21 protein-coding genes are annotated in these 23,813 nt (G+C 71.1%); 10 read left to right on the top strand and 11 right to left on the bottom strand.

The genetic code is table 11. The features are described 5' to 3' along the window. Positions 1–85: 85 nt before the first annotated feature. The 6 genes from AB0K73_RS01865 to AB0K73_RS01890 all read right to left on the bottom strand — a co-directional run bounded on the left by AB0K73_RS01865 (position 86) and on the right by AB0K73_RS01890 (position 6,066). Positions 86–919, bottom strand: a complete 834-nt coding sequence (locus tag AB0K73_RS01865) for an ABC transporter permease subunit (RefSeq protein WP_360510890.1) — start codon at positions 917–919, stop codon at positions 86–88. Then, complete coding sequence (locus AB0K73_RS01870; protein WP_360510889.1) at positions 919–1,761, bottom strand: ABC transporter ATP-binding protein; 843 nt, start codon at positions 1,759–1,761, stop codon at positions 919–921. Before AB0K73_RS01870 ends, AB0K73_RS01865 begins: the two co-directional genes overlap by 1 nt. Next, complete coding sequence (locus AB0K73_RS01875) at positions 1,758–2,588, bottom strand: ABC transporter permease subunit (protein ID WP_360511289.1); 831 nt, start codon at positions 2,586–2,588, stop codon at positions 1,758–1,760. The genes AB0K73_RS01870 and AB0K73_RS01875 overlap by 4 nt, the downstream gene beginning before the upstream one ends. 140 nt (positions 2,589–2,728) lie before the next feature. After that, positions 2,729–3,745, bottom strand: coding sequence for a TIGR03842 family LLM class F420-dependent oxidoreductase (locus AB0K73_RS01880; RefSeq protein WP_360510888.1), 1,017 nt, complete (start codon positions 3,743–3,745; stop codon positions 2,729–2,731). 8 nt (positions 3,746–3,753) lie between these two features. Further along, complete coding sequence (gene hydA, locus AB0K73_RS01885; RefSeq protein WP_360510887.1) at positions 3,754–5,190, bottom strand: dihydropyrimidinase; 1,437 nt, start codon at positions 5,188–5,190, stop codon at positions 3,754–3,756. 27 nt (positions 5,191–5,217) lie between these two features. Beyond that, the gene (locus AB0K73_RS01890) at positions 5,218–6,066 is read right to left on the bottom strand and encodes a nitrilase-related carbon-nitrogen hydrolase (protein ID WP_360510886.1); all 849 of its coding nucleotides are present in this window, start codon (positions 6,064–6,066) and stop codon (positions 5,218–5,220) included. Positions 6,067–6,318: 252 nt separating this feature from the next. Here AB0K73_RS01890 and AB0K73_RS01895 point away from each other — a divergent pair, with 252 nt between their 5' ends. Both AB0K73_RS01895 and AB0K73_RS01900 read left to right on the top strand, forming a co-directional pair. Continuing rightward, positions 6,319–7,743 carry an aminotransferase class I/II-fold pyridoxal phosphate-dependent enzyme gene (locus AB0K73_RS01895; RefSeq protein WP_360510885.1) on the top strand — a complete coding sequence of 475 codons (1,425 nt, stop codon included), beginning with the start codon at positions 6,319–6,321 and terminating at the stop codon, positions 7,741–7,743. A 127-nt stretch (positions 7,744–7,870) separates the two neighbouring features. Beyond that, complete coding sequence (locus tag AB0K73_RS01900; RefSeq protein WP_360510884.1) at positions 7,871–9,271, top strand: DUF222 domain-containing protein; 1,401 nt, start codon at positions 7,871–7,873, stop codon at positions 9,269–9,271. A 35-nt stretch (positions 9,272–9,306) separates the two neighbouring features. Here AB0K73_RS01900 and AB0K73_RS01905 read toward each other — a convergent pair whose 3' ends face one another. Next, positions 9,307–11,379 (bottom strand): elongation factor G, encoded by a 2,073-nt coding sequence (locus tag AB0K73_RS01905; RefSeq protein WP_360510883.1) that lies wholly within the window; start codon positions 11,377–11,379, stop codon positions 9,307–9,309. A gap of 90 nt (positions 11,380–11,469) precedes the next feature. On the opposite strand from AB0K73_RS01905, the gene cofD reads away from it, so the two are divergent. From cofD to AB0K73_RS01935, 6 genes are all read left to right on the top strand, one after another. Next, positions 11,470–12,537, top strand: a complete 1,068-nt coding sequence (cofD, locus tag AB0K73_RS01910) for a 2-phospho-L-lactate transferase (RefSeq protein WP_360510882.1) — start codon at positions 11,470–11,472, stop codon at positions 12,535–12,537. Positions 12,538–12,650: 113 nt separating this feature from the next. After that, positions 12,651–13,646, top strand: coding sequence for a putative F420-0 ABC transporter substrate-binding protein (locus tag AB0K73_RS01915; protein WP_360510881.1), 996 nt, complete (start codon positions 12,651–12,653; stop codon positions 13,644–13,646). 20 nt (positions 13,647–13,666) lie between these two features. Then, positions 13,667–14,737 carry a putative F420-0 ABC transporter permease subunit gene (locus AB0K73_RS01920; RefSeq protein WP_360510880.1) on the top strand — a complete coding sequence of 357 codons (1,071 nt, stop codon included), beginning with the start codon at positions 13,667–13,669 and terminating at the stop codon, positions 14,735–14,737. Positions 14,738–14,750: 13 nt separating this feature from the next. Then, the gene (locus AB0K73_RS01925; RefSeq protein WP_360510879.1) at positions 14,751–15,614 is read left to right on the top strand and encodes an ATP-binding cassette domain-containing protein; all 864 of its coding nucleotides are present in this window, start codon (positions 14,751–14,753) and stop codon (positions 15,612–15,614) included. A 10-nt stretch (positions 15,615–15,624) separates the two neighbouring features. After that, entirely contained in the window at positions 15,625–16,113 is a 489-nt protein-coding gene (locus AB0K73_RS01930; RefSeq protein WP_360510878.1) for a hypothetical protein, read from the top strand. A gap of 12 nt (positions 16,114–16,125) precedes the next feature. Continuing rightward, a complete protein-coding gene (locus AB0K73_RS01935; RefSeq protein WP_360510877.1) occupies positions 16,126–16,680 on the top strand; it encodes a class I SAM-dependent methyltransferase in 555 nt (184 codons plus the stop codon). Between the two features lie 20 nt (positions 16,681–16,700). Here the strand turns inward: AB0K73_RS01935 and AB0K73_RS01940 are convergent, their stop codons facing one another. The 4 genes from AB0K73_RS01940 to AB0K73_RS01955 are packed head-to-tail and all read right to left on the bottom strand — an operon-like array spanning position 16,701 to position 20,263. Continuing rightward, on the bottom strand, positions 16,701–17,264 hold the full coding sequence (locus AB0K73_RS01940; RefSeq protein WP_360510876.1) for a DUF3267 domain-containing protein: 564 nt from the start codon (positions 17,262–17,264) through the stop codon (positions 16,701–16,703). Beyond that, the gene (locus AB0K73_RS01945; RefSeq protein WP_360510875.1) at positions 17,261–18,073 is read right to left on the bottom strand and encodes an ABC transporter permease; all 813 of its coding nucleotides are present in this window, start codon (positions 18,071–18,073) and stop codon (positions 17,261–17,263) included. Before AB0K73_RS01945 ends, AB0K73_RS01940 begins: the two co-directional genes overlap by 4 nt. Continuing rightward, positions 18,063–19,001, bottom strand: coding sequence for an ABC transporter ATP-binding protein (locus AB0K73_RS01950; RefSeq protein WP_360510874.1), 939 nt, complete (start codon positions 18,999–19,001; stop codon positions 18,063–18,065). The genes AB0K73_RS01945 and AB0K73_RS01950 overlap by 11 nt, the downstream gene beginning before the upstream one ends. An 11-nt stretch (positions 19,002–19,012) precedes the next feature. After that, entirely contained in the window at positions 19,013–20,263 is a 1,251-nt protein-coding gene (locus AB0K73_RS01955; protein WP_360510873.1) for a hypothetical protein, read from the bottom strand. 155 nt (positions 20,264–20,418) lie between these two features. Between AB0K73_RS01955 and ggt the strand changes: the two genes are divergently transcribed. Both ggt and AB0K73_RS01965 read left to right on the top strand, forming a co-directional pair. Next, complete coding sequence (gene ggt / locus AB0K73_RS01960) at positions 20,419–22,266, top strand: gamma-glutamyltransferase (RefSeq protein ID WP_360510872.1); 1,848 nt, start codon at positions 20,419–20,421, stop codon at positions 22,264–22,266. A gap of 91 nt (positions 22,267–22,357) precedes the next feature. After that, positions 22,358–23,791, top strand: a complete 1,434-nt coding sequence (locus AB0K73_RS01965) for an MFS transporter (RefSeq protein ID WP_360510871.1) — start codon at positions 22,358–22,360, stop codon at positions 23,789–23,791. The last annotated feature ends 22 nt before the right edge of the window (positions 23,792–23,813 follow it).

Consider the following 23,813-nt stretch of genomic DNA (forward strand, 5'->3'; position numbering starts at 1 on the left):
GGTGCGTGGTGCGGTGGTGCGGGTGGTGCGGTGGTGCGTGTGGTGCGGTGTTCCGCCGCGGCGCAGGGCCGCGGTGGCTCGGGTTTCAGGGGCGTCGTCGCACCTGGGGCATGTGGCGTTGCAGCAGGCGCTCGAGGGCGAGCGTCGCCAGGTAGAAGACGAGGCCGAGGGCGATGGATGCCACGACGTACGCCCACGCGCGGGCATACGCGCTCGACGCGGCCGAGGTGGAGATGAGCGAGCCGAGGCCGCCGCGCGGGCCTCCGAAGTACTCGGCGACGAGCGCCGAGATGACGGCGAGCGACGAGGCGATGCGGATGCCGGTGAGGATGAACGGTCGGGCCGTCGGCAGCGTGAGCGTGCGCAGCACCTGCCCCGACGACGCGGCGTACGCCTTCATGAGGTCGCGGTGCACGGGCACGGTCTGGCGGAATCCGCGGAGGGTGTTGAGGAACACGGGCACGAACGCCGCGAGCGTGGCGATCGCCTGCCGTCCGAACTGGCTGTCGGCACCGAACATCGAGTTCAGCACGGGCGCGAGCGCGACGATCGGCACGACCGCGAGCATGGCCACCACCGGCGCGCTCATGCGGTCGACCGTGCGCCAGCGTGCGGCGAGCGCGGCGAGCAGGATGCCGAGGATGGCGCCCAGCACGAGTCCGATGAGCGAGTTGGTGCCCGTGAGCAGGGTGGCCTGCACGATCGACGACCAGGAGGCGACGAGCTCCTCGATGATCGACGCGGGACTCGGCAGCAGGTAGTCCGAGACGCCGACGACGCTCACGAGGAACTGCCAGATGCCGAGCACGATGAGCCCGACGGCGAGCGGCGCGACGATCCGCAGCGTCGCCTCGGTGCGCGGACTCATGCCCTTCGGCCGCCCGCGTGCGGTCGAGGCGATGACGGCGCCGGCGGACATCAGCGCGTCTCCACTCCGCGCGTGCCCGTGCCGACGGGCGACCCGCCGTGCAGGGCCTCGCGCACGGCCGTGACCATGTCGAAGAACGCCCGCTCCTCGCGCAGCTCCTCGGTGCGTTCGGCGCGCCGGGCCTCGGCGCCGAGCCGCATCGGCACGACCTCGCGGATGCGTCCGGGCCGCGGCGACATCACGACGACGCGGTCCGACAGGAACACGGCCTCGGGGATCGAGTGCGTGACGAACACCACGGCGGCACCCGTCTCGGCCGAGATGCGCACGAGCTCGGTCTGCATCTTCTCGCGCGTCATCTCGTCGAGCGCACCGAACGGCTCGTCCATGAGCAGCAGTCGCGGCTGCTCGGCGAGTGCCCGGGCGATGGCGACGCGCTGCTGCATGCCGCCCGAGAGCTGGTCGGGGTAACGATCGGTGAAGTCCGTGAGGCCGACCATCTCGAGCAGCTCCTCGACGCGCGAGGTTCGAGCAGCGGATGCCACGCCGTGCAGTTCGAGAGGGAGCGCGACGTTCCCGGCGACCGTGCGCCAGGGGAGCAGCCCGGCCTGCTGGAACGCGATGCCGTACTCCTGGTCGAGCCGAGCCTGACGCGACGTCTTGCCGAACACCTCGACGCTGCCCGTCGTCGGCTCGTCGAGATCGGCGACGAGCCGCATGAGGGTCGACTTGCCGCATCCGCTCGGACCGATGAGCGAGACGAACTCGCCGGCGGCCACCGTGAGATCGATCGACTCCAACGCCTGCACGTGCCCCGACCGGGTCTCGAACACCTTGTCGACTCCGCGCACCTCGACCGCCGGTGCGCTCACCTGCGTGACCGGCTCGCTCATGCGGCCTCCTCCGTTCGTCGGTAGTTCCTGAGGATCACGCCGAGCAGCGCGACCGAGCCGGCGGCCACCAGGCCGAGCACGACGGCCCCGAAGATCGGGCCCCACGGCTTCGCCGGGTCGCCCGACGCCTGACCGGCGAATTGGATGAGGATCCGGCCGATGCCGCCCTGCAGGCCCGTCGACACCTCGGCGACGACGGCGCCCACCACGGCGTTCGCGGCGCCCAGTCTGAGTGCCGGCAGCAGGTACGGCACGGCGGCCGGGAACCGCAGCTTCACGAGTGTCTGCCAGTAGCCCGCCGCGTAGGTCTGCATGAGCTCCTCGTGGATCACGTCGGGCGACTGCAGGCCCTTGAGCGCGCCCACCGCGATGGGGAAGAACGCGAGGTAGCTCGCGATGAGGGCGACCGACATCCAGTCCTGCCACTCGAAGGCGCCGATCTCGACGCGCGAGCCCCAGCTCTTCACGACGGGCGCGAAGGCGATGAGCGGCACGGTCTGGCTGAGCACGATCCAGGGCAGCAGGCCCCACTCGGCAACGCGCCAGCGCTGCATCACGAGGGCGAGGCCCACGCCCACGACGAGTCCGACGAGCCATCCGGCCGCCGCGATCCCGAGCGTCGTGACCGCGGCGAGCACGATCACGAGCCACAGCGGCAGCGCCGACGGCGAGCGCGTCACGGGCTCGGCGAGGCGCCCGATCATCTCCCACACGTGCGGCATCGCGAGATCGGTCGTGCGGGGAAGGACCCGCGCGTCGCCGATCACGACGCCGTCGGCCGGTCCGAGCAGCTTGTATGCCTCCCAGACGAGCGCGATGACGACGATGCCCGCGAGTCCCCAGAGCCAGGTCGCGAGTCGGCGGCCGCCACGAGGACGGCGAGGCGAGCGGATGTCGCGCTCGGGCGCCGAGGCATCCGTCACCGCGACATCCGTCACCGAATCCGCCTCGCGCACGTCGGTCCCGCTCACGCCTTCGCCCGGATGTGCTCGGAGAGCGCGGGAATGACGGTCTCGCCGTAGACGCGGAGGGTCTCCTCCTTGTTGTCGTGCTGGAGGTACCCCGCGAACTGGTCGACGCCGAGGGCCTTCAGCTGCTCGAGCTTCTCGATGTGCTCGCTCGCGGAGCCGAGCAGGCAGAAGCGCTCCACGATCTCGTCGGGCACGAACTCCGTGTGCACGTTTCCGGCGCGGCCGTGCTGGTTGTAGTCGTAGCTCTCGCGTCCCTCGATGTAGTCGGTGAGCGCGGTGGGGATCTCACCCGCCTTGCCGTACTTCGCGACGATGTCGGCGACGTGGTTGCCGACCATGCCACCGAACCACCGGCACTGGTCGCGCATGTGCTCCCAGTCGTCGCCGATGTACATGGGCGCGGCGACGCAGAACTTGACCTCGGCGGGGTCGCGTCCGGCGTCCTCTGCGGCCCGCCGCACGGACTGGATCATCCAGGAGGCGATGTCGACGTCGGCGAGCTGCAGGATGAATCCGTCGCCCACCTCGCCCGCGAGCTTCAGCGCCATCGGCCCGTACGCGGCGACCCACACCTCGAGCTCGGAACCACGGCTCCACGGGAGCTGGATCTTCGAGCCGTGGTAGTCGACCGCGCGCGAGTTGCCGAGCTCCCGGATCACGTGGATCGACTCGCGCAGCTCGGCGATCGTCGTCGGCTTGCCATTGGTGACGCGCACCGCAGAGTCGCCGCGGCCGATGCCGCACACCGTGCGGTTGCCGAACATCTCGTTGAGCGTCGCGAACACCGACGCCGTCACGGTCCAGTCGCGCGTGGCCGGGTTCGTGACGAACGGGCCCACCTTGATGCGCTGCGTCTGCGCGAGGATCTGGCTGTAGATGACGTACGGCTCCTGCCAGAGGATGTGCGAGTCGAACGTCCACACGTGGGTGAACCCGTGCACCTCGGCGAGCTTCGCGAGCTGCACGGTTCGCGACGCCGGTGGGTTGGTCTGCAGGACCGCTCCGAATTCCATCGTGCTCCTCAGATCAGGTACTGGCTCAGGCCGCGCTTGAGGTAGCGGCCGTCGCCCTTCGCGCCGACGTAGGCGTCGTCCTCGACGACGACCTTGCCCCGACTCATGACCGTGTCGACCTTGCCGTCGATCTCGTAGCCCTCCCACGCGGAGTAGTCCATGTTCATGTGATGGGTCTTGTCGAGGCCGATCGACGTGTGGCCGTTCGGGTCGTACACGACGATGTCGGCGTCGGCGCCGGGCTGGATGACGCCCTTGGTGCCGTAGAGGCCGAACATGCGTGCGGGCGTGGTGCTCGTGAGCTCCACCCACCGCTCGAGCGTGATCTCGCCCGTCACGACGCCCTGGTACATGAGGTCCATGCGGTGCTCGATCGAGCCGATCCCGTTCGGGATCTTGCGGAAGTCGCCGAGGCCGAGCTCCTTCTGGCCCTTCATGCAGAACGGGCAGTGGTCGGTCGAGACCATCTGCAGGTCGTTCGTGCGCAACGCCTGCCACATCGAGTCCTGGTGGCCCTCGGCGCGGCTCCGCAGCGGTGTCGAGCACACCCATTTCGCGCCCTCGAAGGCGCCCCACTCGTCGCCCTTCGCGCCGAGCTGGTCCTCGAGCGACAGGTAGAGGTACTGCGGGCACGTCTCGCCGAACACGTTCTGACCCTTGTCGCGCGCCCACGCGAGTTGCTCGACCGCCTGCTTCGCCGACACGTGCACCACGTAGAGCGGCGCACCCGTGAGCTTCGCGAGCATGATCGCGCGGTGGGTGGCCTCCTCCTCCATCTCCCAGGCGCGGGCGATGCCGTGGTAGTACGGGTCGGTCTTGCCCTGCTCGACGAGCTGGGCGGCGAGCACGTCGATCGCGGGGCCGTTCTCGGCGTGCATCATCGTGAGCAGCCCGGTGTCGCGCGACACCTGCATGGCCTTCAGGATCTGCGCGTCATCCGAGTAGAAGACGCCCGGATACGCCATGAACATCTTGAAGCTCGTGATGCCCTCGTCGGGCAGCTTCCTCATGGCCGCGAGCGATGCCTCGTTGACGTCGCCGACGATCTGGTGGAAGCCGTAGTCGATGGCGCAGTTGCCGTCGGCCTTCTCGTGCCACGCCGCGAGCCCGTCTTCGATGCGCTGCCCGTAGGTCTGCACGGCGAAGTCGATGATCGACGTCGTGCCGCCGTGCGCGGCGGCCCGGGTCCCGGATTCGAAGGTGTCGGATGCCTCGGTGCCGCCGAACGGCAACTGCATGTGCGTGTGCGCGTCGATGCCGCCGGGGATCACGTACTTGCCCGACGCGTCGATGACCCGGTCGACGGATGCCGCGACATCCGTGCCGAGCACTGAACTGCCGGGCTGCAGCACGGCGACGATGGTCTCGCCGTCGACGAGGACGTCGGCGGCGGCGCGACCCGTCGCGCTCACCACGGTGCCGCCGGAGATGAGGGTGGTCGTCATGTTGCTCGCTCCTTCGCGACTCTCGGCCTACGGCTTGGGGATCGACGTGTACGACTCGGGCCGGCGGTCGCGGTAGAACTGCCAGGAGTTGCGCACCTCGCGGATGAGGTCGAGGTCGAGGTCGCGGATCACGACCTCCTCGTGCTCGTCGGAGCCGTAGTCGCCCACGAGGTTGCCGCGGGGGTCGACGAACTGGCTCTTGCCGTAGAAGGTCACGGCGAGGTCGCCGTACTCGTTGTCCTCGGTGCCGACGCGGTTCGGTGCGGCGACGTAGTACCCGTTCGCGGCGGCCGCGGCGGGCTGCTCGATCTCCCACAGGCGGTTCGAGAGCGCGGGCTTGGTCGCGTTGGGGTTGAACACGATCTGCGCGCCGTTGAGACCCAGCTCGCGCCACCCCTCGGGGAAGTGCCGGTCGTAGCAGATGTACACGCCGACCGGGCCGACCGCGGTGTTGAACACCGGGTAGCCGAGGTTGCCGGGGCGGAAGTAGAACTTCTCCCAGAACTTGTCGAGGTTCGGGATGTGGTGCTTGCGGTACTTGCCGAGGATCGTGCCGTCGGAGTCGACCACGACCGCCGTGTTGTAGTAGACGCCCGGCTGCTCCTCCTCGTAGATCGGAAGGATCATCACCATGCCGAGCTCCTTCGCGAGCGCGGCGAAGCGCTGCACGATCGGGCCATCGGCGGGCTCGGCGTAGTCGTAGTACTTGACGTCCTCGGTGATGCCGAAGTACGGACCGTAGAAGAGCTCCTGGAAGCAGATGACCTGGGCGCCCTGCTCCTTCGCTTGGCGGGCGAACTGCTCGTGCTTGTCGAGCATGGACTCCTTGTCGCCGGTCCAGGTCGTCTGCGTGATGGCCGCTTTGACGATCGTCATATTGCCTCCTGAGTCGGTCGGCGCCGTTGCCGTCAGCTCGGTGTGTGGCCTGGCGGGTGGTGCTCGTGTCAGGTACTCACCGGGCGTTGCGTTGGCGCCGAGGGGGAAATGCCGAGTGGCTGCTCCCGGAGGAACCGCCGAACGAGCTTGGACCCGTTCTGTTATTGTTCGGCGTGAACATTTCTCTTTTGTTTCACTCTGTGACGCTGTGGTTACTTATCCTGTCCCTTGCTTCGTGAGGAGGCAATGGTCGTGTCAGGTATTCATGTGAATCCTGTTCGAGCGGATGCCCCGGCGTTGACCGCGCTCGCCGAGTTCCCCGACACGACTCCACGCGGCATCGCGGGCGTCATCGCCCGGCTCGTGAACACCGGCGAGCTGGCCGGCGGCGACCGCCTACCCACCGTGCGCGAGCTCGCCGGGGCCCTCGGCGTGAGCCCGGCGACGATCAGCCAGGCCTGGCAGGCGCTCTCCCGTGCCGGCCTCATCGAGTCGCGCGGCCGGGCCGGGAGCTTCGTGCGACCCACGCCGCCGAGTCGCCTGGCGCCACGCATGCGCGGCATGGCCGCCCCTGACGATCCCGTGCGCCTCGACCTCTCGCGCGGCACCCCCGACCCGCTGCTGCTGCCCCCGCTCGGGCCGGCGCTCTCGCGGGTGTCGGCGCGCGCCGAGACGGGCAGCTACCAGGACGTGCCCGTGATCCCGGGGCTCGCGGCCGTGCTCGCGGGCTCCTGGCCGTCGCCGGCCGAGTCGATCATGGTCGTCGACGGCGCGCTCGACGCGATCTCGCGCACGCTCGAGCAGCTCGTGCGATTCGGCGACCGGGTCGTGGTGGAGCATCCGGGATTCCCACCGTTCCTGGACCTGCTCGACATGCTCGGCGCCGAGGCGGTGCCGGTGCGGCTCGACGAGCACGGCATGGTGCCCGAGGCGCTCGCGGCGGCGCTGCAGGGACGGCCGGTCGCGGTGCTGCAGCAGCCGCGCGCGCAGAACCCCACGGGCGCGTCGATGACGGCCTCTCGCGCTGAGGAACTGGCCCGCGTCATCCGCTCCGCCCGCGACGTCGACGACCTCATCGTGATCGAAGACGACCACTCGGGGCTCATCTCCACGGAGGGCGATGTCACCCTCGGCACGTGGCTGCCCGACCGCGTCGTGCACGTGCGCAGCTTCTCGAAGTCGCACGGACCCGACCTGCGCATCGCCGCCGTCAGCGGGCCCGCCGACCTCGTCGAGCGCATCGCCGCACGCCGCATGCTCGGCCCCGGCTGGACCTCCCGGATGCTGCAGCGCATCCTGCTCGACCTGCTCACCGAGGGGTCGTCGATCGACGCCGTGGCTGAAGCGCGGCGGCAGTACTACACGCGGCAACGCGCCCTCGGCGACGCCCTGCGCGCCCGTGGTGTGCCGGTCGCCCACGCCGACGGCATCAACCTGTGGATGCCGGTGCTCAGCGAGCGCTCGGCGCTCGTGCAGCTCGCGGCGGCGGGCATCCGGGTCGCAGCCGGTTCCCCCTTCCTGGCGGCCTCCGAGGCGACGGATGCCGCGAACGGCCCGCGTGGCCGGCCCGGGGGCGACTACGTGCGCGTCACCGTCGGCGTGCTGCGCGAGGGCACCGAGGAGGTCGCGGACGCGCTCGCCTCGGCGGCGCAGCACCTCGCGGTGGGCGGGTACTGAGGCCCGCTTCGACCACGACTCCTCCTCCACAGGCGGACGCCTTGTCGAAGTCTCCACAGGCATTTGCGCTGGTCAGCGGTCGTTTATCGCCAGTTTCAATGTCGGTGGTCGGGTGCAGGATCGAAGCATGGAACATTCCCTGGCCTCACTCGAGCGCGATCTTGCGGCGCTCGCCGCCGCGTGGGTCGAGGCGATGCCGGCATTCGGGGCTATGGCGGGTGGCGCGCAGGCTGAGGTCGAGCAGATGAGCGATGCCGGGCTGGTGCTGGTGACCGACCGGCTCTCGCACCTGCGACGCGAGGTCGACGGGATCCTCACCCGGGTCGCGTCCGAAGTCGCGCGGCGATCAGGGCCCGAGTTCGGCGACCAGGGGTTGGCCAGGGCCCAGGGGTTCCACAATCCCGTGCGACTCATCGCCGCCTCCACGGGCGGGTCTCGGGTCGAGGCGGCCAGACTCATCGCGGTCGGTGCGGCCACGGCCGAACGTGCAACGTTCCTCGGCGAGCGTGCGCCGTCGCGGCATCCGCATGTCGGCGCGGCCCTGGAGTCTGGCGCGATCAGCCTCGAGGCCGCATCCGCGATCACGGGCATGCTCGACCGCGTCGCATTGCGGGCCGAACCCGGGCTGGCCGACGCCGCCGAAGCGGCGCTCGTGCGGCTGGCCTCAGAGGTGCCGCTCGAGGTCGTGATGCGAGGGGTTCGCGAGGCCGAGGCGCGCCTCGACGCCGACGGGGTGGAGCCGCGGGAGGAGCAGCTCCGCGCCGAGCGGTCGCTGACCATCCGCGAAGACGGCAACGGCATGGTGCATCTGCATGCCCGGCTCGACCCGGTGAGCGCCGCACCCGTCAAGGCGGCCATCGAAGCGCTCGTCAGCGATGTCCTGCGTCGACGCCGTGACGGGGTCGCGGGCGATGCCGGACCCGCACCGCTCATCCAGGACGACCGGTCGATCCCGCAGCTGCAGGCCGACGCGCTCGCCGACCTCGCTCGCCACGCACTCGGCTGCGCCCGAGGCCTCACGCAGCTCGCGAGCACGACGGTCGTCGTGCGGATGGATCTCGAGACGCTCGTCAGCGGACTCGGCCACGCCCGAATCGATGGCATCGACCAGCCGATCTCGGCGGCGAGCGCGCGGCGCCTGGCCGCCGACGCCGAGCTCATCCCGGCCGTGTTCGGAGGCGAGAGCCTGCCGCTCGACCTCGGCCGGGCGGCGCGTCTCTTCACCCGAGCACAGCGCCTCGCCCTCGGCGAGCGCGACGGCGGCTGCGCCTCGTGCGGGCAGAACATCGGATACGTCGAGGCTCACCACATCGACTGGTGGGAACGCGATACCGGCCCGACCGACCTCGACAACGGAGTGCTCATTTGCAGCTTCTGCCATCACGCGGTGCATCGCGAGGGCTGGGCCATCCGCGTCACCGACGGCAACGTCTGGTTCATCCCACCATCGCATCTCGATCCCGGGCAGGTGCCGAGGCTCGGAGGGAGGGCGCGCTTCGAAATGGCGGTGACGGATGTCGCGGCGTGAGCGACGTTCCCGCTGTCCTCGCGCCGGCGTTCTGCTCAGACCTTGGCGCTGCTCGGCACCTTCGCATATCGATCGGGCGTGATCACGAGTTCCGCCTGACCGCCGGTCATCGACCGCAGGTCGAGCACGTACCGGGCGAGTTCGGCGTCGGGCACGCTCGCCACCACGCGTGCACGACCGTCATCCGCCGCCTCCGTCGCACTCACCCGGCCGCGACGACCCGACAGATCGGTGAGCACTGTGCCCTGCAGGTCCGACGGCACGGTGACGGTCACGATCGACACGGGCTCGAGCAGCACCGTGCCGGCCTCGGCGAGCGCGGCCTTCACACCCATCGACGCGGCCGTGCGGAACGCCATCTCCGACGAGTCCACCGAGTGGGACTTGCCGTCGTACAGCTCGACCCTGACGTCGACCACCGGGTGCCCCTGCGGACCGCCCGTGGCGAGCGCATCACGTGCACCCTTCTCGACGGCAGGGATGTACGTGCGTGGCACCGCACCACCGACGACCTTGTCGACGAACTCGAAGCCCTGGCCCGGAGGCAGGGGCGAGACCCGCAGCTGCACGACGGCGAACTGCCCGTGACCGCCCGACTGCTTCTTCAACTTGCCCTCGGCGTCGGCCGAACCGGCGATCGTCTCGCGATAGGCGACGGGCGCCGGGCCGGTGTTCACGTGCACTCCGAAGACGCGCGCCAGGCGCTCGACGGCGACCGCCAGATGCGTGTCGCCGAGGCCACGCAGGATCGTCGCGCCACCCGTGCGGTCGATGAGAAGCGTCGGGTCCTCGGCGACGAGCCGGGAGAGCGCGCCCGACAGCTTCTCGTCGTCGGACTGCGACGCCGGTTCGAGGCTCACCGCGAACACCGGCGCGCGGGGCGGCACCGACGCGGGTCGGGCCGAGCCGCTCGTGCGCGACCAGAGCAGCGAGCCCGAGGGGGACCCCGTGAGCTTGGCGACCGCACCGACGTCTCCCGCGCGGAGCACGTCTGCCGGCAGGTGTTCGGCGCCGCGGAGCCGGAAGATGCCGTGGATGCGCTCGTCGGCACCCGTGGTGGCGTTGCGCAGCCGATCGCTCGGTCGCAGCACGCCGGAGAGCACCTTGAGCATCGACACCTGACCGACGAATGGGTCGGCAACGGTGCGGAAGACGTGCACGAGCACCTCGCCATCGGGGTTCGGTGCCACGGCGACCTCGGTGCCGCCCCCGCCATCACCCGACCCCGCGCCCACGACGATCCGTCCGTCGTGGTCGAGCGACGACGGCGCCAGAGCGCACAGCAGGTCGGCGACGCGGTCGACGCCCGTCTCGGTGACGCCCGAGCACACCACCACGGGCACGGCCTCGCCCGTCGCGACCTCGCGCGCGAACGTGCGCTCGAGCTCGCCGGCGGATGGCTCGTTGCCCTCGAGATAGGCCTCGAGCTGCTCGTCGTCGTGCGAGACGATCTCCTCGGTCACGTCGAGGTGCATCCGGTGCTCCTCGGCCTCCGCTTCGGGCGGCAACGGCCCCTCGCGGTGTCGGCCGGCCTCGTCGTACTCGAGCGCCTGCTCGCTCAGCACGTCGGCGACCCCGTGGAACGCCTGCTCTTCGCCGAGCGGGAGCTCGAGCGGCCACAGGTGCTCCCCGAACGCCGACCGCAGTTCCCCGAGCACGCGACGGAAATCGGCGCGGGTCTTGTCCTCCTGCGTCACCACTACGATGCGCGGCACACCCGCAGCCTCGGCCGCCGACCACACGAACCGCGTGCCCGCGGTGACGCCGTCGACCGCGCTCACGACGACGAGCGCGACATCCGCCACCGACAGCGCCGTGTCGACACCACCGACGAAGTCGGGATGCCCCGGGGTGTCCACGAGGGTGACGGCGTGCTCGACGCCGTCGGGCGCGGTCCACTCCACGTAGGCGAGCGAGAGCCCGAGGGTCGTGCCGCGCGCGACCTCCTCGGGCTCGTGATCGCACACGGTCGAGCCCTGCTCCACCGTGCCGGCTCTCGTGATGGCGCCGGCGCGATGCAACAGCGCTTCGGCGAGGGTGGTCTTGCCCGAACCTGCTCCGCCCACAAGGGCGACGGTCCGGTGCGTCGAGGTTGTTGCCGAGTTCATGTGGCCTCCCGCTCCGGTGCGGATCCTGCGTTCCATCGTGTACCCCACGGGCGCGGAATGCCAGAGGCACATGGCCCATAGGCTGGCCGGATGCGGATCACGGTGCTCGCCGGTGGGGTCGGAGGATCGCGCTTCGTGCGCGGCGTACGCGAGGAGTGCGCGCGGCGCGGGCCCGTCGCGAGGCCCGTCGCGAGGCCCGTCGCGGATGTCACGACCGGGACATCCGCCGACATCACCGTGATCGTCAACACGGGCGACGACCTGTGGCTCGCGGGTGTGCGGCTCATGCCCGACTTCGACTCGTTGCTGTACTCGCTCGCGGGCGTCAACGACACCGAGCGCGGCTGGGGCCGCGCCGGCGAGACCGAGCGGGTCGCCGCCGAACTGCGCGAGTGGGGCGTGGGCTGGCCGTGGTTCACGCTCGGCGACCTCGACCTGGGCACGCACCTCGCGCGCACGTCGTGGCTGCGGGAGGGCGCGACGCCGTCCGAGGTCGCCGAGCGCCTGCAGCGCCGCTGGCCGCTCGGCGTGCGGCTCATCCCGGCGACCGACACCGAGGTCGACACGCACGTGCGCATCGACCCGTCGTTGCCCGACGCGGCGGGCCGCGACGAGCTGCACTTCCAGGAGTGGTGGACGCGGTACCGCGCCTCGATCCCCGCGGTCGGCTTCGAGCAGCGCAACCTCGCCGCAGCCCGACCGGCACCCGGCGTCGTCGAGGCCATCGCAGACGCCGAAGTCGTGCTTCTCGCCCCGTCGAACCCGGTGGTCTCGATCGGCACGATCATCTCGGTACCGGGCATCCGGGAGGCCCTCGCCGCGACGAGCGCGCCCGTGATCGGCGTCTCGCCCATCATCGGGGGCAAGGTCGTGCGCGGCATGGCCGACGCCTGCCTGACGGCGATCGGGGTCGAGACGGATGCCGCGGCCGTCGCCCGGCACTACGGCGCGCGCACCGCGGGCGGCCTCCTCGACGGCTGGCTCGTCGACGAGACGGATGCCGCCGCGGTCGCGTCGCTCGAGGAGGCGGGTCTCGTCGCGGCATCCGTGCCCCTGTGGATGCGCGACCTCGACACGTCGGCCGCGCTCGCGGGCTCGGCGATCGACCTCGGTGCGAGCATCCGGGATCGCTCCCCTGATGTCGCCAGGCGCGAGTAGGCTGTACCGCGACCCCTCGATCTGGATCTGATCGATGCGTGTGGCCCGGGATTGGGCTGCGAGTCGCCGACGTTCGTCGGAATCGACACTGCACCTGCCATCCCGGAGACCCCATGCCTGATTCCCGCCGTTTCGCACCCCTCTTCGCCCTGCCCGCTGCGGCGCTGCTCCTCGCGGGCTGCGCGACCACGTCGACCGCCTCGGCCGGCGCCGACGAGGATGCCCCCGCCGCGGCATCCGGCTACCCCGTCACGATCGACAACTGCGGCACCGACGTGACCCTCGACCAGGCGCCCGAGCGCATCGTCACGATCAAGTCGTCGACGCTCGAGCTGCTCCTCGCGCTCGGGCTCGAGGACCGCGTCGTCGGCTCCGCGTTCAGCGACGGCCCCGTGCCCGAGCAGTACGCCGACGCGGCATCCGGCCTCGCGACGCTCTCCGACAAGGTGCCATCGCAGGAGGTCACGCTCGCCGCCGAGCCCGACCTCGTGTTCGCGGGCTGGGAGTCGAACCTCTCGGCCGAGGGCGCCGGCGATCGCGAGACGCTCGAGAAGCTGGGCGTTGCCACCTACGTCGCGCCCGCCGCCTGCAAGGCCGAGGGGTACATGCCGAACCCGCTCACGTTCGACGAGGTGTTCCGCGAGTTCGAGGAGGCCGGCGAGCTGTTCGGTGCTCCGGATGCCGCGGCCGACCTCGTGGCCGAGCAACGCGCCGAGCTCGACGCGATCCAGCCGAACGACGACGGGCTCACGGCCCTCTGGTACTCGTCGGGCAGCGAGACGCCCTACGTCGGCGCGGGCATCGGTGCACCGCAGATGATCATGGACGCCGCAGGGCTCGAGAACATCGCCGACGACGTCGAGGACACCTGGACGTCGATGAGCTGGGAGGCCATCGTGGCCGCGAACCCCGACGTGATCGTGCTCGTGGATGCCGCGTGGAACACCGCCGAGCAGAAGATCGCGCTCCTCGAGCAGAACGCCGCGACCGCGGCGCTGCCCGCCGTGCAGCAGGGGCGCTACCTCGTCGTGGACTTCCCGGCGACCGAGGCGGGCGTGCGCAACGTCGGCGCGGTCGCGTCGCTCGTGGAGCAACTGGACGCGTTGTGAACACAGGGGGAACGGTGGGCATGACGGCGAGAACAGGCGCGAGCGACCTGTCCTCGCGGCAGGCCCCTGTTCTCCCGACGCGGGATGGGGCGCGCACCGCCGCGTGGACCGTCGGCCTCGGCGTGCTGCTCGCGGCATCCGTCGTCATCGCCGTGACCATCGGGCCGGCCGGCCTCAGCCCCGCCGACGTCTGGGCGAGCGTGCTCGCGCACCTCGGCATCGGCGAACCGACGCTGAGCCCGCTGCGCGACGGCATCGTGTGGGAGCTGCGGATGCCGCGCGTCCTCAGCGCCGCGGCGGTCGGCGCGGGCCTGGCCCTCTGCGGCGCCGTCATGCAGGCACTCACCCGAAACCCGCTCGCGGACCCCTACCTCCTCGGCCTCTCGTCGGGCGCCTCGGTGGGCGCGGTCATCGTGATCGTGCTCGGCGCCGGACTCGTGCTGCCGTTCGCGGCCTTCGCGGGCGCGCTCGTCGCGCTCGTCGCCACGCTCGGCCTCGCGAACGCGGCCGGTGCCCTCACACCGACGCGCACGGTGCTCGCCGGCCTCGCCGTGTCGGCGGTGTTCGGCGCGATCACGAGCCTCGTCATCTTCTGGAGCGCGACGGGCGACAGCTACCGCGAGATCCTCAACTGGCTGCTCGGCTCGCTCGCGGGCACCGACTGGACCTCGGTCGCGATCGCGGGCGGCGCCGTCATCGTCATCGGGGTGCCGCTCCTCGCGAGCGCACGCACGCTCGACGCGTTCGCGTTCGGCGACACGGCCGCCGCGGCGCTCGGTGTGCATGTCGGCCGCAGCCGTGCGCTGCTCCTCACCGGAACCGCGCTGCTCACGGGCGCGCTCGTCGCGGTCAGCGGCTCGATCGGGTTCGTCGGCCTCATCCTCCCGCACGCCGTGCGGTTCCTCATCGGCGCCCGGCACCGCGCGCTGCTGCCGCTCTCGGCGCTCGCCGGCGCACTCTTCCTCGTGTGGGCCGACACCGGCGCACGCACGCTCTTCGACCCGCGGGAGCTGCCCGTCGGCATCCTCACGGCCCTCGTCGGCGGGCCGGTGTTCGCCGTGCTCATGCTCCGCAACCGGGGGCTCGCATGAACCGGAGGCTCGCATGACCGACGCCCTGCACACCGACCGCGTGCGCTTCACCCGCGGTCGCCGGCTCATCATCGACGACGTCGACTGCACGGTGCCGGGCGGCCGGGTCGGCGCCCTGCTCGGGCCGAACGGCGCCGGAAAGTCGACGCTGCTGCACCTCATCGCGGGCATCGAGCGAGCGGATGCGGGCACCGCACGCCTCGGCGACCGCGACCTCGCCGCCCTCCGCCGACGCGACCGCGCCCGCGTCGTGGCCCTCGCGGAGCAGGAGGTGACGGATGCCCCGGGCCTCCGCGTCGCCGAGGTCGTCGCGCTCGGACGCACGCCCTACGTCGGCGCGTTCGCCGGGCCCGGCGACCTCGACCGGGCCATCGTGCGCCGTTGCCTCGAGGACGCGGGACTCACCGAACTCGAAGACCGCGACTACGCGACCCTCTCGGGCGGCGAGCGCCAGCGGGTCAACCTCGCCCGCGCGCTCGCGCAGGAACCCGAACTGCTGCTCCTCGACGAGCCCACGAACCACCTCGACGTGCATGCCCAGCTCACGATGCTGGGCCTCCTCCGCGAGCTCGCCCACGGCGGGCTCACCGTGCTCGCCGCCCTCCACGACCTCTCGCTCGCGGCCGGGTACGCCGACCATGTGATCGTGCTCGCCGAGGGTCGCGTGGTTGCCGCGGGCGAGCCCGGCGCGGTGCTCACGCCCGAGCTCATCCGTCGGGTGTGGGGCGTCGAGGCATCCGTGCTGGAGCATCCGGTGAACGGACGCCCGCTCATCGCCTTCTCAGAGGTCGCTCGCGGCGGACGGATGTCGCGAGCCGACACCGCAGACGCAGCCGACGCCGTCGAAGCCGTCGCGGCCGGCGCGGCCGAGGCGTAGCCTTGGCGGCATGGACGAGCTCACCGAAGCACGCCAGACCCTGCTCGACTCGATCGCCGACGAGTTCCTGCACAACTCGCCGCGCGGCCGCAGGCTCGTCGCCGTCGAGAGCGAGACCGGCGAGCGCGCCGAGCGGCTCGCCGATGACCTGGCCCACGTACTCCAGCGCCGCGGCCAGCCCGCGCGGCGAGTGTCACTCGGCGACGTCGACGAGGCGACCCTGCGACGCGACACGGTGGAGCCGTTCCGCGCAGGCGCGCTGAGCGACGCCATCGACCCCGACACCGTGCTCGTGGTCGACGGCGCCGGCCTGCTGAACCTGGCGGTGCGCGGCATCTGGCACTTCTCGGTGTGGGTGCTCGCGGGCGACGAACTGCCCCACGGATCCGTCAACGTCATCGTCGACGCGACCGACGAGTCCTCCCCGAAACGGTTCTACTACGACCTGTGCCGGCTGCCGCCGAGCGTCGGCGAGCGCCATCCGGCGCAGGTCGGATAACCCGCCGTCGGCATGGCGGCGGCGATTCCCGAGCGCGTCCGGTGGGCGGTCGAGCACCTCGAGCCGCGGCCGGGCGAGCGCGTGCTCGACATCGGTTCGGGCACCGGGGCGTCGGTCGAACTCCTGGTCGAACAACTGGGGCGAACCGATGCCGCGCACGCCACCCGCCCAGCCGTCGTCGCCATCGACCGCTCCACGAAGGCGGTCGAGCGCATCCGGCAACGCGTGCCGCGTGCCGTCGCCGACGGCACGGTCGACCTGCGCGTCTCCGACCTCTCGGGACTCGACCCCGACGTCGGCCCGGTCGACGCCGCCATCGCCGTGAACGTCAACGTCTTCTGGACGTCGGATGCAGCGGCCGAGCTCGACGCGCTCGCGCGTGCGATGGCGCCCGGCGGCCGGCTCCTCATCGCCTATGGCGACGGCCCCGCCCGGGGCATTGATCGACGCCACCTCGACCGGGTCGAGGCATCCGTCGCCGCCTCACCGGCATTCGAGGTGAGTCGCCGTCTCGACGGCGACCACGGGTCGGCCATCGTCGCCGTGAGGACGGCAGCCGCAGGCTGACGAGACGACGTCAGCGGGACTCAACCCACCGGATGGAAGACGTGGATCTTGTCGCCGTCGTCCTGCACGAGCGCATCGCGACGCTGCCGTGACAGCACGTACACCTCGACCAGGTCGCCCGAGGAACCGGCGAAGTTCAGTGCCAACACGACGTAGACGGTGAACCGCCATTCCTGCGGCACGACCAGCAACGCGACGATCAGCACGATCGCCCAGATCACCATCGGGGCGAGGGCGACGACGATCGCGCTCCGCGGTGTGAGGTAGGCGTTGCCGCCGGTGGTCAGGAACGGGAACCGCATGCGGTACGAGGGCTTCACCTTGGTCAGGATCTGCAGCACCACGCCGTGGGTCGCCTCGTGCGCGACCATGTAGACGAGGCACGCGACCACCGTCACGACGATCGTGACGAAGGGGTTCCACTCGGTCTGCAGCGGAAGCTTCGCGAGCAGCGCAACGGCGACGGCGAGCACGGCCAGCAGCACGAAGCCGCCCTGCACCGCGAGGGCGAGCTTCCGATCCTTCTTCAGGTCGACGATGTCGTGGCGTCGATAGCTGTCGGGGAGTCCGGCGGCATCGCTCATGACAGCACATCCTTCGTGAGGAACCGGCCGATCGCAAGGGCGCCGAAGACCACGACGTAGCCGGCCTGCAGCACGGCGTTGTCGACGAACGAGTCCCACACGATCGGCTCGCGCATGAGGTCGCCGAAGCCGAGCCAGTGGTGGGTGAAGAGCCACGGATGCAGCGCTTCCAACTGCGGCAGCGCGCCCATGATCTGCGAGACGACCGCGAGGATCGCCGTCGCCGCCATGGCGCCGACCGGCACCGTCGTGAGCGTCGAGAGGAACAGCCCGATCGCCGACATGCCGAGGAGCGACACGGTGACGTACGCGGCGATGGCGAGGAAGCGCACGAGCGCCTCGCCCACCTCGACAGTGGCGCCCGAGAGCAGCGTGACCGGTCCGACCGGAAAGAGTGCCCACCCGATGAGCGTGCCCACGATGACGACGGTCAGGGTCGCAGCCATGCAGAAGGCGGCGGCGGCGAGGTACTTCACGACGAGCAGGCGGATGCGTCCCGCCGGCGCGATGAGCAGGTATCGCAGGGTGCCGTGGCTCGCCTCCCCGGCGATGGAATCGCCGGCCACGACGCCGATCGTGAGCGGAAGGAACAGCGGGATCGCCACGGTCATGGCGGTCACTCCGACGAACAGCCCGTTGCCGGCGACCTGGTCGAGGAACGCGGGACCCCGCCCAGGCGACGAACCCCCCGAGATGCGGATCGCCACGGCGATGAGGATCGGGATGAGTCCGAGGGCGGCGAGCATCGCCCACGTGCGGCGCCGCCGGAACAGCGTCAACAGCTCCGAGCCGAGGAGGTCACTGGACAACGTCGAACCCCTCCCCGGTGAGCTCCACGAAGCGTTGCTCGAGGTTCGCGTGCAGCGTCTCGAAGCCGCGAACGCGCACGTCGGCCTCGACGAGGGCGGCGACCACGCGTTCGGGCGGCAGTGCGCCGAGACGTGCGGTGACGGATGCCTCGCCGGCGCGCTCCGCGTCGAGCCCGAGTCCGAGCCCCTCGAGCACCTCGCGCGCCCGTGCCACATCGGGCGTGCGCACGAGCACGCGCGTCTCGCCCTCGGCGCGGAACTCGTCGAGCGTGCCCTGGGCCACGAGCCGTCCCGCGCTCATGACGCCCACGTGCGTGCACACCTGCTCGACCTCGGCAAGGAGGTGACTCGACACGAACACGGTCGTGCCGTCGTCGGCGAACGACCGGATGAGCGCTCGCACCTCGCGCGTGCCCTGCGGGTCGAGTCCGTTCGTCGGCTCGTCGAGCACGAGCAGTTCGCGTGGGGTGAGCAACGCGTTCGCGAGCCCGAGCCGCTGCTTCATGCCGAGCGAGTAGGCGTGCACCTTCTTGCGAGCGGCGTGCGAGAGACCGACCCGGTCGAGCGCCTCGGCGACGCGAGCCGAGCGGGTGCGCCGCGACGCCCGCCGGTCGGCCGCGTCGAAGCGGTGCAGGTTCGCCTCGCCCGACAGGTACGGCGAGAACGCCGGACCCTCCACGAGCGCGCCGACGCGGGGCAGCACGGTGTCGACGTTCCGCGGTATCTCGGCGCCGAGCACGCGCGCGTTGCCCGCCGTGGCCGCGACGAGGCCGAGCAGCATTCGGATCGTCGTGGTCTTGCCCGATCCGTTCGGACCGAGGAACCCGAACACCGAGCCGCGCGGCACCGCGAGACCGAGCCCGTCGACGGCGAGCTGGGAGCGGAAGCGTTTGGTGAGGTCGTGCGTCTCGATCGCGAGGTCGGCCACCGCGGCGCCCGTCAGCGACCGGACGCGGCGACGTCGAGGAGGTGGTCGACCGTGACGGCGCCGGCGAGCACGCGTCCGTCGTCGGTGAGCAGTACCGTGACGAGCGACGTCGAGAGCACGCGTCCGCCGTCGACACCCTGCGTGAGGGCGTCGAGCATCGCGGATGCCTCAGGGCCGAGGCCCGACGCCGCACCCTCGCCAGCCGGCAGTTCGACCACGGTCGTCCAGCCCTCGCCGTGCACGACCGGCTGCGGCATCCGCTCGCCCGTCGCCCCGGCCTCGGCCTCGGCCTTGCGCTGCTCGAGCTCGGCGAGCGTCGGCGCGGTCACGACGTGCTCGGTGATCTCGGTTCCCTCGGGCGGCGTGAAGTCGAACACCGAGGCGTCGGGCGCCTCGAACGACACGTCGGTGAAGGCGACGCTGAAGGCGGGCTCATCGGACCCCCGGGCGGTGACGGATGCCGCGAGCGCCGCGCCCGTCTCCCCGTCGATCGCGACCGTGATCTCGCCGACGAGCGTCTCGGCGTCGCGCGGCTCGAGCACGAGTTCGTACACCTCGCGTCCGGCGACGCGGGAGTCGGTGCCGACCGAGACCTCGGCGGTCTCGTCGAGCTTCGCGAGCGCCCGGTCGAGCATCTCCTCGGGCGTCGGCATGGGCTCGCCGGCCTCGGCCTCGTACTGCTCGCGCAGCTCATCGGCCCGCGCCTCGGCGTCGGCGCCGTGGGTGGCCTCGAGTTCTTGCTCGAGCGCGTCGAACGAGGCCTCGTCGACGGTGACGTGGGTCGCCGCCTGCTCGCGCGAGTCGTAGGCCCAGGCGCCATCATCGCTCACGTAGACGTCGCGCTCGGCGAGGCGGTCGAGCACCTGCAGCCGCGCGTCGTCGCCGTCGACGTAGACGCGCGCCGTGTGCGTGCCGGTGGCCAGCGAGATGAGGTCGTCGAGGTCGGTCGCCGAAGCGGATGCCTCGCCGTCACCGGCAGGGCCGCCGCCGCCCGCTCCCGCGCTACCGCCCATCGCGCCGCTGAGTGCGGAGAGGTCGGGGAGTCCGAGTTCGGAGGTCTGCTCGATGGTGCCCGAGAGCGCGTCGACCTCGCTCGACGCGGCGAACTCGAGGAGCTCGGCCGGCGACAGGTCGGGCAGGTCGACCGCGGCGTTCGCCTGCATCGGCACGAGCACGACGCCGACGCCGATCACGATCGGCGCGGCGATGGCGGGGATCCAGCGGGTGAACCTGCGGGACGCCTCGGAGCTGCTGGCGCGCATGTCATCAGGCTACGCCCGCGCGCGGCAACCGGTGCCGAAACGGGGCGAACATTCAGGATCGCCGCGCTCCCCCGGCGACCCGGCCATTGCCGCGGGGTCGATCGCGACGCTAGGGTGAGCGGCACTGACAGCTGTACCCAGTCCGGGGGGTTCTCATGGTCAACGTCGTCCGCCGCCGCTCCGCGTTCCGTCGCGTGGGCATCGCACTCGCCGCCACGATGTCGCTCGCGGCCGCCGCCGTGGTCGCACCCGCGGCAGCGTTGCCGACCGCCGCCCCGGGGTCCGCAGGTGCGGTCGCGGCCGGGCGTCCGGCGCCACCCGCGCCATCGACCTCGACGGGATACGGCGGCGCCGTGTCATCCGTCGACGCGGAGGCCAGCGCCGCCGGACTCGAGGTGCTCCGCAAGGGCGGCAACGCCGCGGATGCCGCGGTCGCCACGGCCGCGGCGCTGGGCGTCACCGAGCCCTACAGCGCGGGCATCGGCGGCGGCGGGTACTTCGTCTACTTCGACGCCGCGACCGGCGAGGTCACCACCATCGACGGACGCGAGACCGCGCCCGCCGGCATGGGGAGCGACGCCTTCATCGACCCGGCGACCGGCACTCCCTACCCGTTCGCCTCCGCGGTGTCGTCGGGCCTCTCGGTCGGCGTCCCCGGCACGCTCGCCACCTGGGAGGCTGCGCTCGACGAGTTCGGCACCGAGTCGCTGAAGGAGATGATGAAGCCGGCGATCCTCCTCGCGACCCGCGGATTCCGCGTCGACGAGACCTTCCGCCAGCAGACGCTCGCGAACAAGGACCGCTTCGCGCAGTTCCCCGACACGGCCGAGCTCTTCCTTCCCGACGGGGATGCGCCGGTGGTCGGCACCACGTTCACGAACCCCGACCTCGCGAAGACCCTGCGCGAGATCGCGTTGCAGGGCACCGACGTGTTCTACGGGGGGCCGATCGCCGACGAGATCGCCGCCGTCGTGCAGGACCCGATCACGGTCGACGGCGCCACACTTCCGGCCTACCCCGGGTTCATGACCGCCGAGGACGTCGCCGACTACGAGGTGATCTTCCAGGACCCGACGCTCGTCGAGTACCGCGGCCTCGACGTCTACGGCATGGCGCCGTCGTCGTCGGGCGGCACGACCGTCGGCGAGTCGCTGAACATCCTCGAGAACTTCGAGCCGTCGGCGGATGACCCGGGGCAGGCGCTCCACCTGTACTTCGAGGCCACCGCGCACGCCTTCGCCGACCGCAACGCGTACGTCGGCGACCCCGCGTTCGTGGACGTGCCGACCGAGATCCTCCTCAGCCAGGAGTTCGCGGACTCCCGGGCCTGCGAGATCGACCCCGAACTGGCGTCGCCGCGACCGGTGGCGCCGGGCGACCTCAGCGCGACCGGATGCGTCGCTGCCGCGGCATCCGACCACCTCGACCTCGAGGGCCCCTCGACCACGCACCTCTCCGTGGTCGACCAGTGGGGCAACGCCGTGGCGTACACGCTCACGATCGAGCAGACCGGCGGATCGGGCATGACGGTGCCCGACCGTGGCTTCCTGCTCAACAACGAGCTGACCGACTTCAACTTCGTTCCGAACCCGGATGACCCGAACATCGTGGAGCCCGGCAAGCGCCCGCGCTCGTCGATGTCGCCGACGATCGTGCTCGACGGCGGCGAGGTGCGCTACGTGCTCGGCTCGCCCGGCGGCTCGACGATCATCACGACCGTGGTGCAGATCCTGCTGAACCGGATCGACCTCGGCATGACGATCTCGGAGGCCGTGGCGGCCCCACGCGCGACACAGCGCAACACCGCGGCGACGCTCGCCGAGGCCGCGTTCATCGCCGAGTACCAGGACGACCTCGCGCCCTACGGGCAGGGGCTCACGCAGACCGGCGAGATCGGCGCCGCCGCGGCCATCGAGGTCGACGCCGACGGCCTCATGACGGCCGCCGCCGAGCCCGAGCGACGTGGCGGCGGAACGGGCCTGGTGGTCGCCCCGACCGACTGACGGGAATTGCGAAGTGCAACTTCACAGTTGCACTTGACTCCACGATGTGCAACCATGCCGTTGCAGCAATCGCCATCGTGAAGGAGTCACCATGCAGGACAGCATCGAACGCCCGGGGCCCGAGGTGCGGAAGACCGTCACGCCCGACGGGTTCGACCGGCGGCAACGACTGATCCTGCTGGTCCTGCTCGGGGCGGCCTTCATGATGTCCGTGGACTTCTCGATCCTGAACGTCGCGCTGCCCGAAGTGGGGGCGGGGGTCGGAATGGGGCTGACGGGCCTGCCCTGGATCGCCTCGGCGTATGCGCTGCCGGCCGCCGGATTCACCCTCCTGTTCGGCCGTCTCGCCGACCTGTTCGGTCGCCGCCGGCTGTTCATCATCGGCATCGCGCTGTTGTTGGTGTCGTCGTTGCTCGGCGGATTCGCCGCCGACTCGGCGACGCTGCTCGTCGCTCGCGCGCTGCAGGGCTTCGCGACCGCGATGGCGCTGCCCGCCGCGCTGTCCCTGCTCACGACGACGTTCACCGAGCCCAGGATGCGCGCGCGCGTGCTCGGCCTGAACGGGGCGCTGCTGTCAGCCGGCTTCACCGTCGGCGCGTTGGTCGGCGGCACGCTCGTCGGCCTGCTGAGCTGGCGCGCGGCGTTCTTCCTCAACGTGCCGGTCGCCGTCGTGATCCTCATCGCGACCCCGTTGCTCATCGCCGAGAGCCGGGTGCCGAGCCGAGTGCGGCTCGACCTGCCCGGGGCGGTGACCGTGACCGGCGGGCTGCTCGCGTTGATCTACGCGGTCATCGAACGGAGTCTTCCCGCGGCGATCGTCGGTGTGGTGCTGCTCACCGCCTTCTGGCTGATCGAACTCCGCTCGCCTGCACCGCTCGCTCCGGTGCGCATCCTCAAGCGACCGACCGTGAAGTGGGGCAACTACGCAGGGCTCGTGGTCTTCACGATGGAGACGGGCATGATCTTCCTGATGACGATCTACCTTCAGGAGATCCTCGGCTTCACACCCCTGATCACGGGAGTGATCTTCGGCCTTCCCGGGTTGGCCTCCGTCGTCGCCGGCGTGATCGCCGGGCGCTTCATCGCCCGCTTCGGCTACCGCACCGTCCTCGTCGCGGGCATGGCCGTGCAGGGCCTGACGACGCTCCCGCTCGTGTTCATCGCCCCCGATCGGGCGGCGCTCGTGGTGCTCGTCCCGGCGCTGCTCCTCGGCTTCTTCGGGCATGTGACCGCCATCGTCGCCTACACCGTCACCGCCACCTCGGGGCTGCCGAACGCGGAACAGGGCCTCGCCACGGGACTCACCACGATGACCCAGCAGGTCGCCCTGACCGTCGGGATCCCCATCCTCGGCGCGATCGCCGCCACTCAGGGCGCCGTGCTCGCGGGCATCCATTTCGCCCTCGGCGTGAACGTGGTCGTGACGCTCGCGAGCGTCGTCCTCATCTGGGTCGGGCTCCGCGCACGCCGCGACGATCAGGATGTTGCCCCGACAGACGACGCGATCGAGCTCAGCTCGGTGTGACGAGTTCGGCAGCGATCTTCGA

Source organism: Agromyces sp. NPDC052230, from assembly GCF_040679595.1.
Classification (GTDB): Bacteria; Actinomycetota; Actinomycetes; order Actinomycetales; family Microbacteriaceae; genus Agromyces.

Bases quoted from the DNA above. Each gene is read 5' to 3' on its own strand.
- AB0K73_RS01865 (WP_360510890.1), bottom strand. From the start codon at position 919: ATGTCCGCCGGCGCCGTCATCGCCTCGACCGCACGCGGGCGGCCGAAG.
- AB0K73_RS01870 (WP_360510889.1), bottom strand. From the start codon at position 1,761: ATGAGCGAGCCGGTCACGCAGGTGAGCGCACCGGCGGTCGAGGTGCGC.
- AB0K73_RS01880 (WP_360510888.1), bottom strand. From the start codon at position 3,745: ATGGAATTCGGAGCGGTCCTGCAGACCAACCCACCGGCGTCGCGAACC.
- hydA (WP_360510887.1), bottom strand. From the start codon at position 5,190: ATGACGACCACCCTCATCTCCGGCGGCACCGTGGTGAGCGCGACGGGT.
- AB0K73_RS01890 (WP_360510886.1), bottom strand. From the start codon at position 6,066: ATGACGATCGTCAAAGCGGCCATCACGCAGACGACCTGGACCGGCGAC.
- AB0K73_RS01900 (WP_360510884.1), top strand. From the start codon at position 7,871: ATGGAACATTCCCTGGCCTCACTCGAGCGCGATCTTGCGGCGCTCGCC.
- AB0K73_RS01905 (WP_360510883.1), bottom strand. From the start codon at position 11,379: ATGAACTCGGCAACAACCTCGACGCACCGGACCGTCGCCCTTGTGGGC.
- cofD (WP_360510882.1), top strand. From the start codon at position 11,470: ATGCGGATCACGGTGCTCGCCGGTGGGGTCGGAGGATCGCGCTTCGTG.
- AB0K73_RS01915 (WP_360510881.1), top strand. From the start codon at position 12,651: ATGCCTGATTCCCGCCGTTTCGCACCCCTCTTCGCCCTGCCCGCTGCG.
- AB0K73_RS01920 (WP_360510880.1), top strand. From the start codon at position 13,667: ATGACGGCGAGAACAGGCGCGAGCGACCTGTCCTCGCGGCAGGCCCCT.
- AB0K73_RS01925 (WP_360510879.1), top strand. From the start codon at position 14,751: ATGACCGACGCCCTGCACACCGACCGCGTGCGCTTCACCCGCGGTCGC.
- AB0K73_RS01930 (WP_360510878.1), top strand. From the start codon at position 15,625: ATGGACGAGCTCACCGAAGCACGCCAGACCCTGCTCGACTCGATCGCC.
- AB0K73_RS01935 (WP_360510877.1), top strand. From the start codon at position 16,126: ATGGCGGCGGCGATTCCCGAGCGCGTCCGGTGGGCGGTCGAGCACCTC.
- AB0K73_RS01940 (WP_360510876.1), bottom strand. From the start codon at position 17,264: ATGAGCGATGCCGCCGGACTCCCCGACAGCTATCGACGCCACGACATC.
- AB0K73_RS01955 (WP_360510873.1), bottom strand. From the start codon at position 20,263: ATGCGCGCCAGCAGCTCCGAGGCGTCCCGCAGGTTCACCCGCTGGATC.
- ggt (WP_360510872.1), top strand. From the start codon at position 20,419: ATGGTCAACGTCGTCCGCCGCCGCTCCGCGTTCCGTCGCGTGGGCATC.
- AB0K73_RS01965 (WP_360510871.1), top strand. From the start codon at position 22,358: ATGCAGGACAGCATCGAACGCCCGGGGCCCGAGGTGCGGAAGACCGTC.